Origin of the sequence: Pantoea sp. PNA 14-12, assembly GCF_004364735.1 — a bacterium.
GTDB lineage: Bacteria > Pseudomonadota > Gammaproteobacteria > Enterobacterales > Enterobacteriaceae > Pantoea > Pantoea stewartii.
Genome location: NZ_SOAJ01000001.1, coordinates 1,258,743 through 1,274,083, shown reverse-complemented (window position 1 = coordinate 1,274,083; position 15,341 = coordinate 1,258,743). Strand labels below are relative to the sequence as shown.

At 58.0% G+C, this 15,341-nt stretch carries 16 protein-coding genes; 11 read left to right on the top strand and 5 right to left on the bottom strand.

Annotation, left to right across the window (positions count from 1 at the left end; all coding sequences use genetic code 11):
• Positions 1-38 precede the first annotated feature (38 nt).
• From C7434_RS06065 to C7434_RS06050, 4 genes are all read right to left on the bottom strand, one after another.
• Positions 39-686 (bottom strand): anti-sigma factor, encoded by a 648-nt coding sequence (locus C7434_RS06065; RefSeq protein WP_033741703.1) that lies wholly within the window; start codon positions 684-686, stop codon positions 39-41.
• A complete protein-coding gene (locus C7434_RS06060; protein WP_033741702.1) occupies positions 683-1,237 on the bottom strand; it encodes a sigma-70 family RNA polymerase sigma factor in 555 nt (184 codons plus the stop codon). Before C7434_RS06060 ends, C7434_RS06065 begins: the two co-directional genes overlap by 4 nt.
• 42 nt (positions 1,238-1,279) lie before the next feature.
• Positions 1,280-1,843 carry a fasciclin domain-containing protein gene (locus C7434_RS06055; protein ID WP_133745242.1) on the bottom strand — a complete coding sequence of 188 codons (564 nt, stop codon included), beginning with the start codon at positions 1,841-1,843 and terminating at the stop codon, positions 1,280-1,282.
• Positions 1,844-2,151: 308 nt separating this feature from the next.
• The gene (locus C7434_RS06050) at positions 2,152-3,090 is read right to left on the bottom strand and encodes a LysR substrate-binding domain-containing protein (protein ID WP_133745241.1); all 939 of its coding nucleotides are present in this window, start codon (positions 3,088-3,090) and stop codon (positions 2,152-2,154) included.
• A 93-nt stretch (positions 3,091-3,183) separates the two neighbouring features.
• On the opposite strand from C7434_RS06050, the gene C7434_RS06045 reads away from it, so the two are divergent.
• The 5 genes from C7434_RS06045 (at position 3,184) to C7434_RS06025 (ending at position 8,373) form a co-directional block, all read left to right on the top strand.
• Complete coding sequence (locus C7434_RS06045; protein WP_133745315.1) at positions 3,184-4,314, top strand: alanine racemase; 1,131 nt, start codon at positions 3,184-3,186, stop codon at positions 4,312-4,314.
• Positions 4,315-4,347: 33 nt separating this feature from the next.
• Positions 4,348-5,820 carry an aldehyde dehydrogenase family protein gene (locus tag C7434_RS06040; protein WP_033741698.1) on the top strand — a complete coding sequence of 491 codons (1,473 nt, stop codon included), beginning with the start codon at positions 4,348-4,350 and terminating at the stop codon, positions 5,818-5,820.
• Positions 5,821-5,843: 23 nt separating this feature from the next.
• Positions 5,844-7,175: an FAD-binding oxidoreductase gene (locus C7434_RS06035; protein ID WP_033741696.1), complete on the top strand. Its 1,332-nt coding sequence runs from the start codon at positions 5,844-5,846 to the stop codon at positions 7,173-7,175.
• 9 nt (positions 7,176-7,184) lie between these two features.
• Complete coding sequence (locus C7434_RS06030; RefSeq protein ID WP_006119165.1) at positions 7,185-7,574, top strand: RidA family protein; 390 nt, start codon at positions 7,185-7,187, stop codon at positions 7,572-7,574.
• A gap of 79 nt (positions 7,575-7,653) precedes the next feature.
• Complete coding sequence (locus C7434_RS06025) at positions 7,654-8,373, top strand: hypothetical protein (protein ID WP_033741694.1); 720 nt, start codon at positions 7,654-7,656, stop codon at positions 8,371-8,373.
• 122 nt (positions 8,374-8,495) lie between these two features.
• On the opposite strand, the gene C7434_RS06020 is transcribed toward C7434_RS06025, so the two are convergent.
• Positions 8,496-9,539, bottom strand: coding sequence for a GntR family transcriptional regulator (locus C7434_RS06020; RefSeq protein WP_033741693.1), 1,044 nt, complete (start codon positions 9,537-9,539; stop codon positions 8,496-8,498).
• 284 nt (positions 9,540-9,823) lie between these two features.
• Between C7434_RS06020 and C7434_RS06015 the strand changes: the two genes are divergently transcribed.
• The 6 genes from C7434_RS06015 to C7434_RS05990 are packed head-to-tail and all read left to right on the top strand — an operon-like array spanning position 9,824 to position 15,328.
• On the top strand, positions 9,824-11,200 hold the full coding sequence (locus tag C7434_RS06015; RefSeq protein WP_050505001.1) for an amidase family protein: 1,377 nt from the start codon (positions 9,824-9,826) through the stop codon (positions 11,198-11,200).
• A 19-nt stretch (positions 11,201-11,219) separates the two neighbouring features.
• On the top strand, positions 11,220-12,095 hold the full coding sequence (locus tag C7434_RS06010) for a polysaccharide deacetylase (RefSeq protein WP_033741691.1): 876 nt from the start codon (positions 11,220-11,222) through the stop codon (positions 12,093-12,095).
• 29 nt (positions 12,096-12,124) lie between these two features.
• A complete protein-coding gene (locus C7434_RS06005) occupies positions 12,125-13,492 on the top strand; it encodes an MFS transporter (protein ID WP_033741689.1) in 1,368 nt (455 codons plus the stop codon).
• A 9-nt stretch (positions 13,493-13,501) separates the two neighbouring features.
• Positions 13,502-14,275: an SDR family oxidoreductase gene (locus C7434_RS06000; protein WP_006119161.1), complete on the top strand. Its 774-nt coding sequence runs from the start codon at positions 13,502-13,504 to the stop codon at positions 14,273-14,275.
• Positions 14,276-14,284: 9 nt separating this feature from the next.
• Positions 14,285-15,031, top strand: a complete 747-nt coding sequence (locus C7434_RS05995) for an SDR family oxidoreductase (protein ID WP_033741687.1) — start codon at positions 14,285-14,287, stop codon at positions 15,029-15,031.
• A gap of 12 nt (positions 15,032-15,043) precedes the next feature.
• Complete coding sequence (locus C7434_RS05990; protein WP_006119159.1) at positions 15,044-15,328, top strand: hypothetical protein; 285 nt, start codon at positions 15,044-15,046, stop codon at positions 15,326-15,328.
• The last annotated feature ends 13 nt before the right edge of the window (positions 15,329-15,341 follow it).

The following is a 15,341-nucleotide window of genomic DNA, read 5'->3' as shown; positions in this document are numbered from 1 at the left end:
GTGACACGCAGTGACAGGACTGTCACTGCATGTCGGGCCTATATTTTACCACTGTAAAGTACGGGCCCGGTGGGTTGCCCAGTCGGTGAGCCGCCCCGCGGCTCCCGGCTGATGGCGACCACCGCGTTTTTCAGGGAATCTTGCCGTTTCAGTGCCAGTTGGGTGGCTTGTTCAGCGTTAAGTAACCCCAGCGAAATGGGACGACTGCCTGTTGGAATCAGCCATAACTGCAGGCTGGTGTGGCTGTCAGCCGTTACCGGTTGCAATGGCGTCACCCGTAACTGGGTTAAATCGTGGTCGGCGCTGACCACCCATTGGCTGTGTTGCTGAGCGTCACTCATGACGGTAAGCGGGGTAAACTCTGGCACGTAAAACATGCGCCAGGAAAAAAGGGCAAGGACCGCAATGGCCGCCGCTACCATCCAGCCCAGTGCGGCGCGGCGGGCAGGGCAGGCAGAGGGTTTTGCGGGCAGATTCAGGACAATTTTCTTCCAGACCCGATCCGGCGGGATTTCGGGTATCAGTTGACTGTCCAGCCCTGCGAGTAACGTTTGCCATTTGGCAACCTGTTCGGCCAGCTCTGGCTCGGTCAGCAGGCGCGTCTGAAAGCGTAACCGGGCGGGGCCACGCAGCGTACCAATGGCGTACTCGGCAGAGAGTGCGTCGTCACGTTGTTGTCTGTTCATAGTCCGACACATTCCCGAAGGTGGGCCATGGCACGGCGGATCCAGCTTTTCACCGAACCTACCGGCTGCTGTAGCCAGTGAGCAATATCGCTGTGTGACATGCCCTGATAATAGGCCAGCGTAACGCTCTGCCGTTGCTCGCTGCTAAGGTTTTCCATACAGCGACGCAGGCGCGCAGCCTGGGCATCATCGGGCCTGCTGTCCGGTTCGTCGGTATCGACGACCAGCAGGGCATCATCATGCGGTTCTTCTGTACTGGCCATGCGCGCCTGTCCGCTACGTAACCAGTCAATACAACGATGACGAACGATCTGCGTCATCCAGGTCATCGGCGCGCTCAGCGCTGGATCATAGGTCTCCGCTTTGCTCCAGATGGTGAGAAAGCAGTCATGCAGCACTTCTTCCGCCCAGGGGCGATGGCGTAACATCCGTAAGGCAATGGCAAAAAGGTGCGGCGAGGTTTGCCGATACAGTTTTTCAAACGCCAGGCGATCGCCTTTCACGATCGCCTGCATCAGGGTTACCTGCTCCACTGCCCGCACCTTGTCCATAATCATCCTGAATGATGTGATTTTCCGTTCGAGTATAGAGAATTACTTCGGCATTAATACGGTATCAATCACATCTATCACGCCATTTTTCTGGTTGACGTCATACGTACTGATATTGGCCACGTTACCCTTTGCATCTTTCAGCTGAATATTGTGTGGGCCATTATTCATAATCCACAACGGCTGGCCGTTAACGGTTTTCAGTTCAGCATGACCGCCGCCTTGCTTAATCTTTTTCTCCAGCGCTTTCATGTCGTATTTGCCTGCCACAACATGGTAGGTCAGGACGCTGGTCAACTGCGCTTTGTTTTCTGGCTTAAGCAGATTATCGACGGTACCGGCGGGCAGTTTCGCGAACGCGGCATTGGTTGGGGCAAAGACGGTAAACGGCCCTTTACCCTGTAGTGTGTCAACCAGACCGGCCGCCTTCACCGCCGCCACCAGCGTGGTGTGATCTTTCGAATTCACCGCATTCTCAACGATATTTTTCTGAGGGTACATCGCAGCGCCACCGACCATCACGGAGCCCGACTCCATTGCGGCAAATGAGGCGGCAGTAAACAGGAATGCGCTTGAAACTACGGCAACAGCGAAGAACTTTTTCATCGTAAATCCTCATAAGAGAGAGTGGGTAAGTGTCTTGCAAAGAGAGATACGAGAGCAGGGTCGTCACTGGATGCAGAAAAAAATAATTTTTTTACGAAGATTTATCCGCTGGAGGCGGGCGCACGGGTACGGTCAAGCACGCCTAACCGTTTAAGCACAATTTTCACGGGCTGTCCGGCCTGGCGATACCGTCACTAACACAAAGCGATTGAAGCACACTCAACCCGTTTCCTGTGTGCTTCAGACCTCATGCCGTTCGCAACAGCTGGCGTGAGCGGCTGATAAGCCTTATGGACCGCGAAGCACACCTATCCCCCCCAACAAGACCTGTGGCTACTGTTCGTTCTGCATCCACGGCGGCGCGCTAAGGTGGTTTTCAGTAACGTAATAAAGCCCTGAGTACGGGGCAGGCGTTTGATTTCTGGCATGCTGGTCAGCGCGGCAATGTCGGCGGGCGGCAGCATAAATTCAGGCAGGAGTGGGACCAGTCGCCCCTGTTTAATTTCACTGCTGATGTCCCAGATTGAGCGCACCATAATCCCTTTGCCTTGCAGCGCCCAGCGTTTAATCACCCGACCATCGTTACTTGCCAGACGGGGCGTAATTTTGACGGTGACCGGGTCATGCTGATGCGCAAACACCCAACGAGTCACGTCCTCAGCATTTTCACGGATAACCAGACAGTGGTGCTGCGTGAGTTCAGCGGGATGCGTGGGCACACCGTGGCGCTGCAGATAATCCGGCGAAGCGCACAGCACGCGGCGGTTAGGTGCAATTCGGGTGCTGTACAGCGACGAGTCCCGCAGGTTGCCAATATAGATCGCCACGTCCCATTTATCGGCCTGCATCCAGTTCGGGTTATCTGAAAGCATCAGATCCACGCTGAGATCGGGATGCTGGTCAACATAATCGGAGAGCAAGGGCGCGATATATTCCGAGCCAAAGCCCAGCGGAGCCAGTACCCGCAACGTGCCGCTTATCCGGTTTCGGGTCTGGTCAATCACATCCTGTAGCTGGTCCAGCTCATGCAAAATCAGCCGCGCGCGTGCTAATAACGCTTCACCTTCGTCGGTCAGAATGATCCGTTTTGCCGGACGCAAAATAAGCTTGATGCCCATTTTTTGTTCAATGTGCTGCAGCCGCTGGGTCACGGACGGTGGTGTGATATCCAGATAGCGGGCGGCGGCGGCCAGGGTCGCGCTGGCGGAGATCACCTGAAAAAACCGCAGATCGTCACTGTTGATCATTAGGTTCAAACCTAATCATTAATTGGGTGTGTCTGCATTTTAAACTAAATGCATTGATGAGAGCATCCAGTAAATCCCTCAGGACAGACAATGATGCTTAACGATCCCTCACTGACAACGCCGTATCTGCTGCTGGACAAAGTAAAGTTCAGGCGGAATATCCGCAGGCTCTACGATCATATTGATAGCCTGCACTGTCAGATTCGCCCCCATCTGAAAACGCTACGCACGGTACAGTCGGCCCCCTGGCTACTGCGTGACCGGGCTTCACCGGCCACGGTGTCCACACTGGCTGAAGCCGAGGCGTTTGCTGCCGCAGGTTACCGCAATATCCTTTATGCCGTGGGGATTGCGCCGGACAAGCTGCCGCGCATCGCGGCCTGTCTGCGTCCAGGTGCCCAGGTGCATCTTCTGCTCGACAGTCTGACACAGGCGCAGGCCGTATCTGCATACGGGCAGCAGCATCAGGTGGCCTTTAGCGTGTTTATTGAGATTGACTGCGACGGTCATCGGGGCGGCATAAAACCGGACGACAGCGCCCTGACCGACATTGGCGCGTATTTGCAGCAGAAGGGGATGCATGTCGAAGGAGTGTTAACTCACGCGGGGGAATCGTATCACTGTCGTACGCAGGACGAGATTGCACAGGCGGCACGGGCGGAGTGCCAGGCCGCCATCAAAGCGGCTAAGCGCCTTCGCGCGGCTGGCGTGACCTGTCCGGTGGTGAGCGTGGGATCGACGCCCACGGCCCATGCCGTAAGGGATTTAGACGGGGTAACGGAAGTGCGCGCCGGGGTGTTTTCCACTTTCGATCTGTTTATGACCAACCTCGGCGTCTGCACCGCCGACGATATCGCGCTTTCTGTTGTCACCACGGTAATTGGCCACAACGCTGAGAAAGGCTGGCTGTTTGTCGATGCAGGCTGGATGGCGATGTCGCGTGACCGTGGCACCGCCTCGCAAAAAACCGACTATGCCTACGGTCTGGTATGTGACAGCGAAGGGCGATCCACCGGACTCCTGCTGTCGTCCACCAATCAGGAACACGGCATTATCGCCATTCCGCCCGACAGCGGTCACCAGGTCACGGATTTCTCGCTCGGGACCCGGCTGCGGATTTTGCCCAATCACGCCTGCGCCACTGCCGGAATGCACACCCGGTATCAGGTGATGGACAGCCAGAGCGGGGAACACGAAGTCTGGCATCGTGTCACCGGCTGGTGATGTCCCGCTCCTTTCTTTTTTTAAGAGGCACGTATGACTGATTTCAATCCCGATGACGTTCACCTGTCCAGCGGGCACTTTATCGACGGACAGTTCGTATCCGCCAGCGGCCAGGCCATGGGCATTAAACGGCCTTCTGACGGTCAGCATTATGCAGAGATCCATGAGGCGGATGCCCGTACCGTCGACGATGCCGTGACCGTGGCCGAAGCACGGCGCATCAGCAGCGGCTGGTCGGGTTGTTCGCCACGAGAACGGGGTGCGGCCCTCTCGCGCTGGGCAGACTTAATCGAAAAAGACAGCGAATACCTGGCGCAGCTGGAAGCCGTCGGGTCGACCCGACCCGTCACCGATGCACGCAATATCGAAGTGCCCTTTACCGCGGCGGCCCTGCGTTTTTATGCCGAATGCGCGGACAAATACAGCGGTGACGTGTTTCCAACGCAGCACAGTAGCCTGGGCATGCTGGTGCCTGAGCCCTATGGGGTGATCGGCGCAATCACGCCGTGGAATTTTCCCCTGTCAATGGCTTCCTGGAAATGCGGCCCGGCTCTGGCGGCAGGTAACGCGGTGGTGCTGAAGCCGTCTGAACTGACGCCGTTTTCAACGGCCCGTCTGGCCGAACTGGCGGTGCAGGCGGGGATCCCATCCGGTGTGCTGAATGTGATCCAGGGCAGCGGCAAGGTCACCGGTAATGCGCTGGTAACGCATCCGCTGGTGCGCAAGGTCTCCTTTACCGGCTCCACTGCCACCGGTGCGGCGATTATGAGCCAGGCGGCCCTGCACGGCACTAAACCGGTCACGCTGGAGCTGGGCGGCAAAAGCCCGCAGCTGGTCTTTGATGACGCCGGCGACGCCGACGAGATTGCCGAGCGCCTCTTTCTGGGATTCACAGTGAATGCCGGTCAGGCCTGCGTGTCCGGAACACGCTTGATTATTCAGAAAGGCATTGCTGAACGTGTGACAGAAAAGCTGATTGCACGCTGTCAGAAACCCGTGCCCGGCATGACCTGGCACGCGTCAACACGGTATTGTCCGCTGATTGACGCACGCCAGGGTGAAAAAGTGGCCACGATTATTGCGCAGTCCGTCGCTCAGGGTGCGCGGGTGCTGGTGGGTGGAAAACGCTACGACAATACGAAAGAAGGCTGGTTCTGGCAGCCCACACTGCTGGAGAACGTCGGCCCGGATAACGTGGCGCTGCACGAAGAGATTTTTGGACCGGTGCTGACCATTCAGACCTTTACCGATGAGGAAGAAGCCCTGGCGCTGGCGCAGCATGCGGTCTTTGGTCTGTGCGCGGGCGTCCACACCTTGAACATGCCACGGGCGATGCGCTTAATGCGCGCGCTGGACAGCGGCACGGTGTGGGTTAACCGCTATCGCCGCACCTGGGATTTCATTATCCCTACCGGCGGTTTTCAGGAATCCGGCTTTGGTAAAGATCTGGGCCGCCAGGCCTTTGAAGCCTGTCAGCGCTATAAAAGCGTATTAATCGATTTTTAACCTTTCGCTGGAGAGCAGATATTATGCCCGCACCGCTCAGGCTGGTTCAGGACAGTACGCATTTTCCCGACTCGGTGGATGTAGTGATTATTGGGGCAGGCATTGTCGGCGCGGCAACCTGCTGGGCGCTCACCCAAAAAGGCTATAGGGTGGCGGTGATCGAAAAGGGCCTGGTCGGGGCTGAACAGTCAAGCCGTAACTGGGGCTGGTGCCGCCAGCTTAACCGGGATGAACGGGAGATCCCGCTGATCCTGCATGCGCTGCAACGCTGGCATGAACTGAGCAAGGAAATCGGCATGGACGTAGGATTCCGCGCCACCGGGCTGGTCTATGCAACGTGCACGGAAAAGGACATCCGCAACTGGGATAACTGGGGTAAAATGGCGAAGCAGTACGGCATTCGTAGCCAGATTCTCAATGCCGCAGAGGCAAAAGCCATGACGCCCGGTAGCCGCACAGCGTGGAAAGGCGGCGTGCATTCACCCGATGACGGTTATGCCGATCCCGCACTCGCCGCGCCAGGCCTGATGGAGGCGGCGGTGAAAAAGGGCACCTTTCTGTTTCAGCGCTGTGCGGTGCGCGGGCTGGATATTTCGGCAGGTCAGGTGAGCGGGGTGATCACGGAAAGAGGTCTGATTAAAACCTCGCGCGTGGTCTGCGCCGCAGGTGCCTGGACATCGCTGTTTTGTCGCCGGCACGGCATCGATTTACCTGCGGGTAATGTCATCGGCAGTGCGTTTCGTACTTATCCCGTCGAACAGGTGATTACCCGGCCTTTCTATACGGATGCGTTTGCCTGTCGGCCACGATCGGACGGCGGTTATACCATCGCACTGTCCGGCACAGGTCGTCTTGAGCCCGGCATTCAGGGGCTGAAATATGCCCGTCAGTTCTTCCCGTTATACAAAGCACGTCGGCTCAATCTGGAAACCAAAATCCGCCTGACCTCCTTTTTACAGGGACCGGAGTCGCTGGCGCGCTGGTCAATGGAGCGCCCGTCCCCCTTTGAAAAAATCCGCATTCTGGACCCGACGGTGTCGGACGGCGTGGTGGAAAAGGGGCTGATGGCCATCGGCCGTGAGTATCCTGCGCTGGCCGGGCTGCGAGTCACGCAGGCCTGGGGCGGCGTCATCGACTGTATGCCTGACGATATACCGGTCATCTCCACCGTGCCACAGCTTCCCGGTCTGGTTCTGTCGGCGGGCTACAGTGGGCATGGCTTTGGCATCGGGCCCGGTGCCGGCCGCCTGACGGCCGATCTGGTGACCGGTGATGATCCCATCGTGGACCCCACGGCGTTCCGTTACAGTCGTTTCCGCGATGGCAGCGCCCTGAAACAACCCGGTATGATGTAAGGAGAAAATATGCTTCAGCGATTGCAGGCGCGTGATATCAATGATCAGCCGCATCCCGGTCATTACTCCCACTATTGTCTGGGGGCAGGAATGATGTTTATTTCGGGTCTGTTACCGGCCACGCCCGCAGGGGAGATGCTCAGCGCCGCGCCCTTTGCCGATCAGGTCCTGCAGGTCTTTGCCAGTCTGGATACCTGCCTGCGCCAGGAGAACCTTACCCGATCGCAACTGGTGATGGTCAGAGTCTATCTGGCTGACATCGCATTATGGGATGATTTTAATGCGCTTTACGCGCAGTGGCTGGGGAGCTGGAAACCCGCCCGCGCTGTGGTGCCGGTTTCCGGACTGCATTATGGTGTCCTGTTAGAGATTGAAGCGACGGCGGTGCAGACGCGTTGAACGGCGCGCTTTGCCCGCGGCGCATCGCCGTAAGGGATGATAAAATGCGCATATGCTCGTCAGGAGAAGATCGCCAGGCATGAAGCTCACCGCTGAATTCTTCAGGATACAACTCTGTTTCGCTACCTGGGTGGCGTCAGGCACAGGCATGCCGCTGGCCAACGCGATTATGGATTACACGAACATTTTTATTCGTCTGGGGTGCGGGCGGCGGTTCGATCGTAAGCTTCCCGCCTGGTCAGACTATATTCGCGGCCTGCGGCACAACCCCGATAAAGATGCTGAGTATACGCTGGCTGTCTGGCAATCCCGGCCGCCTGTTGCCCCACCCGATGTGGTGGGTCGTTCGGGCTGTTTCTCATTCAGTCTGGAAACGGATCGGTCCGCACGCATTCATTTTGACCGCACTGACGGAACGGTTTCGCCCCTGTGTGACAGCGAGGTCGCCGCGCGTCAGCGCGAATTGTGCGGTTTACTGGCGCAGATAGTGACCCTCACGCCCGCGATAAAAACCCTTCGTGGGCTGTCGTGGCTCTACCATCATCACCGCTATCGTCGGCTGTTTCCGCCCGCGTACCTGCGTTCGGCCATGCCGGTCACGGACCGCTACCGTAATATGCCGCTCTGGGGACAGTTTTTGCGCTGGGACGGTAGCCTCAGAGCAGAACGTGCGTCGCACTTGTATCAGCATATTCAGGGCGAGTTTCATCCTTCCCGCCTGGCGACCGGTTTTCCGCTTCAGCCGCTGGCGGTCAGCGCACCGGTGACTGTTTTTCAAGCGTTTTACGCGCGTCGGTAAAGAGGCTGAGTCACCATGTCCGACATGACGCGTTCAGCACTGAAGAGGGAACCGGTGACGGGCTAGCGTGACAGAAGGAGAAGACGTCGCTTTTTACGTGACAGCGTCACCTTTATAAGCGATTAGCGCCGTGCCATAAAATCCGGAAAGGCCGGAACAGGCAGCACAGATAACACTTTCAGCCGCTGCAACGTGCGAACCTGCGCGCGCTCCAGATGATCCTTCATGCAGGCGGCCGCCAGTTCCCAGTTCCGTTTCAGCAAAAATTCATAGACCAGGCAGTGTTCATCCAGCATGGCACTGTCGACAGGGATACGCAGCAGGTCATAGAAAATGCGCGTGACGATGAAGGGCGACTGGTGTTGTCGCAGTATCTGCATCATCAGCTTGTTACCGGCAGGCTCCAGGCAGCGAATGTGCAGATCTTCTTCCAGGGTTTCCAGTTCATTGGCCGTTAACTGCTTACCCTGCGATTTTTTCGCGTTATCCAGCCGCGATTTCAGCCAGTCGACGTCCAGCCGTTCGCCTGCTTTACGCAGCGCTGCGGGTTCAAGATTGGCCCGGATTTCAAAATGGTCGCCCAGCTCGCGCGCCGTTAACGGACCGGTAAGCCACTGGGAATAGGGTTCTTTTTCCACCAGGCCTTTATCACGCAGGCGCATTAAGCTCTCACGAATCACGCCCCGGCTGGTGGTGTAATAGTGTGCCGCGTCCTGCTCATCCACCTGATAGCAACCAAAGATCATCGCGGTCGACAGCACACCCTGGAGGTGCTCCAGCACTTTTTCACCCGTACTGCGGGTGTCGACCAGTTCCTCATGATGCGCCAGCCCCAACAGTTCGCGCGTCAGGGCAATGCGCACGGGTTCGACGTCTTCGTCGTCACGGGCCACGATAAAGCCCCGGCCTTCAAAGCGGGCAATCCAGCCTTCTTCATGCAGCATACTTAACGCCCGCCTGACCGGCACGCGGCTGGTGCCGAACAGCTGTGCTAACGGACCTTCCAGCAACACCAGGCCTTTAGGAACAGCGTTTTGCTGCAGCACGTTAAGCAGCACCTGGCGGATGATTTCATAACGCGCAGAACCGGCGTCATCCATGTCTGCTCCATTCATTATGTTTCGCATTGTCTTTTTCCGCTCCCATCCTGCCCGCCAGATTATCACATCTGAGGAAATAACGACGGCTGCCCACGCACAGCACTGCGTTAGTGCACAGCGCTCTAAAATGGATCATAAATAAATTAGTACATTTAATACAAAGACAGGATTTTACTCCGCCTGCACAAATGTCCGTCACCACCCCAAATTTAACCTTTTGTTATTGCTGATTTAAATTATTTTATGATCGATAAGATCACAAATATGTAACTTAACAGTCCTTTTCCTGGCATCGTTATTGCTATCTTCAAATGTACATTAAATTGCAATATACATTTAAAGGTAAGCGTGTGCAGCCAGAAACCGTCCGTCAGTTATACATTCAGGGTCAGATCGATGCGCTGGGAATCAGTGCGCTTTATGCACAGCACCGCCTTTCACCCCTGGCGTTTACTGAGGCCTGCCTGACCGCCGCAGAAAATATACCTTCGGTGTTTATTTCGCTCACCCCGGCGCGCGCCCGTGAAGAGGCCGAAGCCTCAATGCAGCGCTGGCGGCAGGGCCAGCCGTTGAGTCCACTGGATGGAATTCCGGTGGCCTGGAAAGACCTGTTCGACCTTCAGGACTGCCAGACCACCGCCGGTTCGTCCACCCGGCAACACGTTTCGCCCGCCCGACAGGATGCACCCGTCGTTGCCCGGTGCGCGGCGGCGGGCATGGTCACGATCGGCAAAACCAATCTCAGCGAATTTGCGTTTTCCGGACTCGGCCTGAATCCCGCGTTTGGTACACCGGTTATCCGGTCATCAGCGGGCAGCCTGCACGCGCCGGGCGGATCGTCCAGCGGGGCAGGCAGGGCAGTCGCGGAAGGCCTGGCCTGTATCGCGTTTGGCACCGATACCGGCGGATCCATTCGTATTCCGGCCGCATTCAGCGGCATTACGGGCTACCGCGCCAGCCGTGGCCGTTATGCCATGGACGCCGTTTTTCCGCTGGCCCGCTCGCTGGATACCCTCGGCCCGTTATGCCGCAGCGTCCGGGATGCTATCGCTCTTGATGACATCCTGTGCGGTCCGGGTACCACCGCCTTTCCTGAACCCCGTTTCCGGGTTGACGACGCGCTCCTCATGACATGCCAGCCCGCCGTTCGCGATAACGGCCTGAGAATGCTGGATCGCCTCGACGCGGCCGGCTTTGCCATTGACCGCCAGCCGCTTACCGCGTTTACGCAGGCGCTTGACTGGATCGCTGAAAAAGGCTGGCCGGGTGGGCGCGAAGCCTGGTTGCTGCATCGCCTCTTATTAGCCTCACCTGACGCAGAACGCATGGATGCCAGAGTGCGCGAACGTCTGCTTGCCGCCAGCGAGCAAGACCCGGCCGTGCTCGATACCTTTCTGACCCAACGTCAGCAGTGGCAACAGGCCCTGGCGGCGGAGCTGGCGGGCGCAATACTGATCACCCCCACGGTGGCCCATACCGCACCGGAACTCGGTCCGCTGATGCAGGACAGCGCGCTGTTCGCCCAGACCAACGTGGCCACGCTGCGCCTGACCATGCCGGGCAGCCTGCTGGATATGCCGGGCATCGCCCTGCCGAGCGGTACCGATGACCGTGGGTTGCATACCAGTCTGCTTTTCTCTCTACCGGCTGGCGAAGATCGCCGGCTCCTTCACGCTGCCAGCCGACTGGCAGGTCTTTTTACCGCAGACGATTCGGTCTGCGCTTAACGCTCCAGAGGAAGAAAAGATGGCGAAAGAAATCTTATGTGCATTTGGTGTGGATGTGGATGCTGTTGCCGGCTGGCTCGGCTCTTACGGCGGGGAAGATTCCCCTGACGATATCTCTCGCGGGCTGTTCGCCGGAGAAGTGGGCGCACCGCGTTTGCTGAAAATGTTTGCTGAACATAATCTGCGCACCACCTGGTTTATTCCCGGCCACTCAATCGAAACCTTCCCGGCGCAGATGAAAGCGGTGGTTGACGCCGGCCACGAGATTGGCGTGCATGGCTACAGCCATGAAAACCCGATTGCCATGACGCCCGCGCAGGAAGAGGCGGTGCTGGATCGCAGTATTGAACTGGTGACGCAGCTTGCAGGTAAACGTCCAACCGGTTACGTCGCGCCCTGGTGGGAATTCAGCAATGTGACCAATGAGCTGCTGCTGAAAAAAGGCATCAAATACGATCACAGCCTGATGCACAACGACTTTCATCCTTACTACGTTCGCGTAGGCGACAGCTGGACCAAAATTGACTACAGCCAGCATCCGGACACCTGGATGAAGCCGCTGATGCGCGGCGAAGAGACCGACCTGGTGGAGATCCCCGCTAACTGGTATCTGGATGATCTGCCACCCATGATGTTTATCAAGAAGTCACCGAACAGCCACGGTTTTGTCAATCCGCGCCATCTGGAGGAGATCTGGCGCGATCAGTTCGACTGGGTATATCGCGAAAACGACTATGCCGTCTTTACCATGACGATTCATCCCGACGTATCAGGCCGTCCGCAGGTGCTGCTGATGCTGGAGCGCCTGATTAAGTACATCCAGAGTCACCAGGGCGTGCGTTTCGTCACTTTCGACGAAATTGCTGACGACTTCTTAGCGCGCCAACCGCGTTAAGCCTTTTCCTCTTGCAGAGTGATCACGACATGAGCATCTACAAAAAAAAATCCGTTAACGGCTGGCAGCCCCAGCAGTTAACCACCAGGGATGTCAAATTCGCTACATGGATCGCCTTCTTCGCCTGGATCTTCGCCGTCTATGACTTCATCCTTTTCGGCACTTTGCTGCCGGAGATCGGCGGTCATTTTGGCTGGAGCGAAGTCGAACAGTCTGAAATTGCTACCTGGGTCGCGTTTGGTGGGGCAGTGATCGCTCTGGCCATTGGCCCGCTGGTGGATCGCCTGGGACGGCGCATGGGCATCGTTATTACCGTGGGAGGCGCGGCCCTGTGTTCGCTGCTGACCGCAATAGGGGGATTATGGGGTAAGGGCGCATTGACCGCCATTCGCTCCGTTGCCGGTCTGGGTTATGCAGAGCAAACGGTTAACGCCACCTATTTATCAGAACTCTATACTGCGCTGGACGATCCCAAACTCAACAAACGGAAGGGATTTGTCTACAGCCTGGTGCAGGGCGGATGGCCGGTCGGTGCGCTGGTGGCCTCGGCGCTGACCGCGATTCTGCTGCCGATTATCGGCTGGCAGGGCAGCTTTATCTTCGCAGCCTTTCCGTCGCTGGTGATCGCGCTACTGGCGCTGAAGCTGAAAGAAACGCCTCAGTTTGAAGTGCAGAAGAAAATCAAAACGCTGCGGGAGCAGGGTAAAGAAAAAGATGCACGCCAGGTCGCAGCCGACTATCAGGTTCCGTATGAAGATCAGCCGAAGTCAGGTTTTGCCTCGGCATTTCGCGGCACGGCGTTGCGCTCAACCGTGGTACTGGGTGTTGCCATTTTGCTGAACTGGTTCGCCATTCAGATCTTCAGCGTGCTGGGCACCACGGTAATTACCAAAACCCACGCGGTCTCGTTCAATAACTCTTTATTGATCCTGATTCTGTCTAACCTGGTGGGCTATTGCGGCTATCTGGCACACGGCTGGCTCGGTGACCGCATCGGTCGTCGCAACACCATTGCGGCCGGCTGGATGCTGGGCGGTATCGCCTTTGCCGCGATGCTGTTCTGCCCGGACAACTTTGCCATCATCGTGGCCCTGTACAGCGTCGGTCTGTTTTTCCTGATTGGTCCGTATGCGGCCGCACTGTTCTTTATCAGTGAAAGTTTCCCGACCGCCATTCGTGCTACTGCGGGCGCATTAATTATGGCGATGGGGCCGGTGGGCGCAATTGTGGCCGGTGTCGGCACCACCTCAGTGCTGAGTCAGGGTGGACACTGGCAGGAGGCGGCACTGTGGTTTGGTGCGGTTCCGTGCTTTGTCTCGGGCATCATTATTCTGTTCGCCCGGCCGGTCACGCAACTGAATACGCACATCGCCGCCTCCACTCAACCTCAGGCCTAAGGAAACCCTATGCAGAATGCAAACACAGCCCCGGTTGCCGCGATCAGCGGAGCCGCAAGTGGGATTGGACTGGCGCTGGCAACGCTGTATGCCCAGAGAGGCGTGCGGGTGATTGCGGGCTATTATCCGCAGGATCCCCACGATCCGGCCGTCGCGGCCGCGCAGATTGAAGCGGCGGGCGGTGACGCGCTCTGGCTACCGCTTAACGTCGGATCCACCGACTCGGTGGACGCGTTTATTGCGCAAGGCGTACAGCACTTTGGACGGCTTGACGCGGTCGTCGCCAATGCGGGCATTCTGCGTCGGGCAGAGATTGAGGAGATGAGCGACGCACGCTGGGATGAGATGCTCAATGTCGATCTGACCGGCGTGATGCGCCTGTTCCGTGCCGCTGCCGCCCACCTTCAGTCGGGGGCCAGCCTGGTTGCGGTGTCGTCGATTGCGGGCGGTGTATATGGCTGGCAGGCGCATGCGCACTATGCCGCCGCGAAGGCGGCGGTGCCCGGCATTTGCCGCTCGCTGGCCGTCGAACTCGCGCCGCGCGGGGTGCGATGTAATGCCATCATCCCCGGGCTGATTGAAACGCCGCAGTCGCTGGATAAGGATAATTCGCTTGGCCCGGAAGGGCTGGCGAAGGCGGCGAAGGCGATTCCGCTGGGCCGCGTCGGACGCGCCGAGGAAGTGGCGAAGGTCATCGCGTTTCTCACCAGCGACGAGAGCAGTTACCTCACCGGACAGAGTCTGATTGTCGACGGTGGACTCACCGTTCGCTGGCCGGATTAAGGAGAACCCATGCAACTCAGGATGAAACGCTGTGTAATCAGCGGCGCGGCCAGCGGCATCGGGGCGGCCATCGCAATGCTGTTCGCCCGCGAAGGTGCCCATCTGATACTCACTGACCGCGACAGCACAAAGCTCAAGACTGTGGTTGATCACTGTCGCCAGTCTGGCGTGCCGTGTTTTGGCATTGTGGCCGATGTCGGCGAGGTGGAAGGCGCCACGGCGGGCGTGGATGCCTGCCTGGCGCAGTTCGACGGAATCGATATTCTGGTGAATAACGCCGGAATGCTGACCCAGGCGCGCTGTACCGATATCACGCTGCCCATGTGGGAAGAGATGATGGCTGTGGATTTACGCAGTGTCTTCCTGGCGACGCAACGGGCGTTGCCGTCCATGCTGGCGCAGCGCTGGGGCAGAGTGATCAACATCGCGTCGCAGCTCGGTATCAAAGGCGGTGCCGAACTCAGCCATTATGCGGCGGCCAAAGCCGGCGTATTAGGCTTTACCCGATCGCTGGGGCTGGAGGTGTCCGCAGATAATGTGCTGGTGAACGCCATCGCGCCCGGTCCGATTGAAACGCCGCTTATCGATGGCATCAATCAGGCATGGAAAACGGCCAAGGCAGCCGAACTGCCGCTGGGACGTTTTGGCCGGGCGGAAGAGGTCGCCCCGGTAGCGTTACTGCTGGCAAGTGAGCCCGGCGGTAACCTGTTTGTTGGCCAGACGCTTGGCCCTAATTCCGGCGATGTCATGCCCTGAGGAGAAGCCGATATGTGCGGCGTTTGTGGTTTACTGGACAGCGGTCCGCAATGGAGCGATGCGCTACAAAACGATCTGCCCCAGCGCCAGTTGCGGTTAAAGCAGCTGGCGCTGCTCAACCGAACGCTTAAACCCTGGCGGCTCACGCTGACTGAGTTTCATGCCAGTTGGGTGCTCTCCAGCCCAACCGGTCAGCAGGTGATGGTGAATTCACTGGACCTGTTGTGGAAAGAGGTCGAGAAGATCACCAAACGCCCGCTTGATCCACTGGATGAAGCCTGGCTGGCGGCGCTGTAAGGCATACAAGAGG

Bases quoted from the DNA above. Each gene is read 5' to 3' on its own strand.
- C7434_RS06065 (WP_033741703.1), bottom strand. From the start codon at position 686: ATGAACAGACAACAACGTGACGACGCACTCTCTGCCGAGTACGCCATT.
- C7434_RS06060 (WP_033741702.1), bottom strand. From the start codon at position 1,237: ATGGACAAGGTGCGGGCAGTGGAGCAGGTAACCCTGATGCAGGCGATC.
- C7434_RS06055 (WP_133745242.1), bottom strand. From the start codon at position 1,843: ATGAAAAAGTTCTTCGCTGTTGCCGTAGTTTCAAGCGCATTCCTGTTT.
- C7434_RS06050 (WP_133745241.1), bottom strand. From the start codon at position 3,090: ATGATCAACAGTGACGATCTGCGGTTTTTTCAGGTGATCTCCGCCAGC.
- C7434_RS06045 (WP_133745315.1), top strand. From the start codon at position 3,184: ATGCTTAACGATCCCTCACTGACAACGCCGTATCTGCTGCTGGACAAA.
- C7434_RS06040 (WP_033741698.1), top strand. From the start codon at position 4,348: ATGACTGATTTCAATCCCGATGACGTTCACCTGTCCAGCGGGCACTTT.
- C7434_RS06035 (WP_033741696.1), top strand. From the start codon at position 5,844: ATGCCCGCACCGCTCAGGCTGGTTCAGGACAGTACGCATTTTCCCGAC.
- C7434_RS06030 (WP_006119165.1), top strand. From the start codon at position 7,185: ATGCTTCAGCGATTGCAGGCGCGTGATATCAATGATCAGCCGCATCCC.
- C7434_RS06025 (WP_033741694.1), top strand. From the start codon at position 7,654: ATGAAGCTCACCGCTGAATTCTTCAGGATACAACTCTGTTTCGCTACC.
- C7434_RS06010 (WP_033741691.1), top strand. From the start codon at position 11,220: ATGGCGAAAGAAATCTTATGTGCATTTGGTGTGGATGTGGATGCTGTT.
- C7434_RS06005 (WP_033741689.1), top strand. From the start codon at position 12,125: ATGAGCATCTACAAAAAAAAATCCGTTAACGGCTGGCAGCCCCAGCAG.
- C7434_RS06000 (WP_006119161.1), top strand. From the start codon at position 13,502: ATGCAGAATGCAAACACAGCCCCGGTTGCCGCGATCAGCGGAGCCGCA.
- C7434_RS05995 (WP_033741687.1), top strand. From the start codon at position 14,285: ATGCAACTCAGGATGAAACGCTGTGTAATCAGCGGCGCGGCCAGCGGC.
- C7434_RS05990 (WP_006119159.1), top strand. From the start codon at position 15,044: ATGTGCGGCGTTTGTGGTTTACTGGACAGCGGTCCGCAATGGAGCGAT.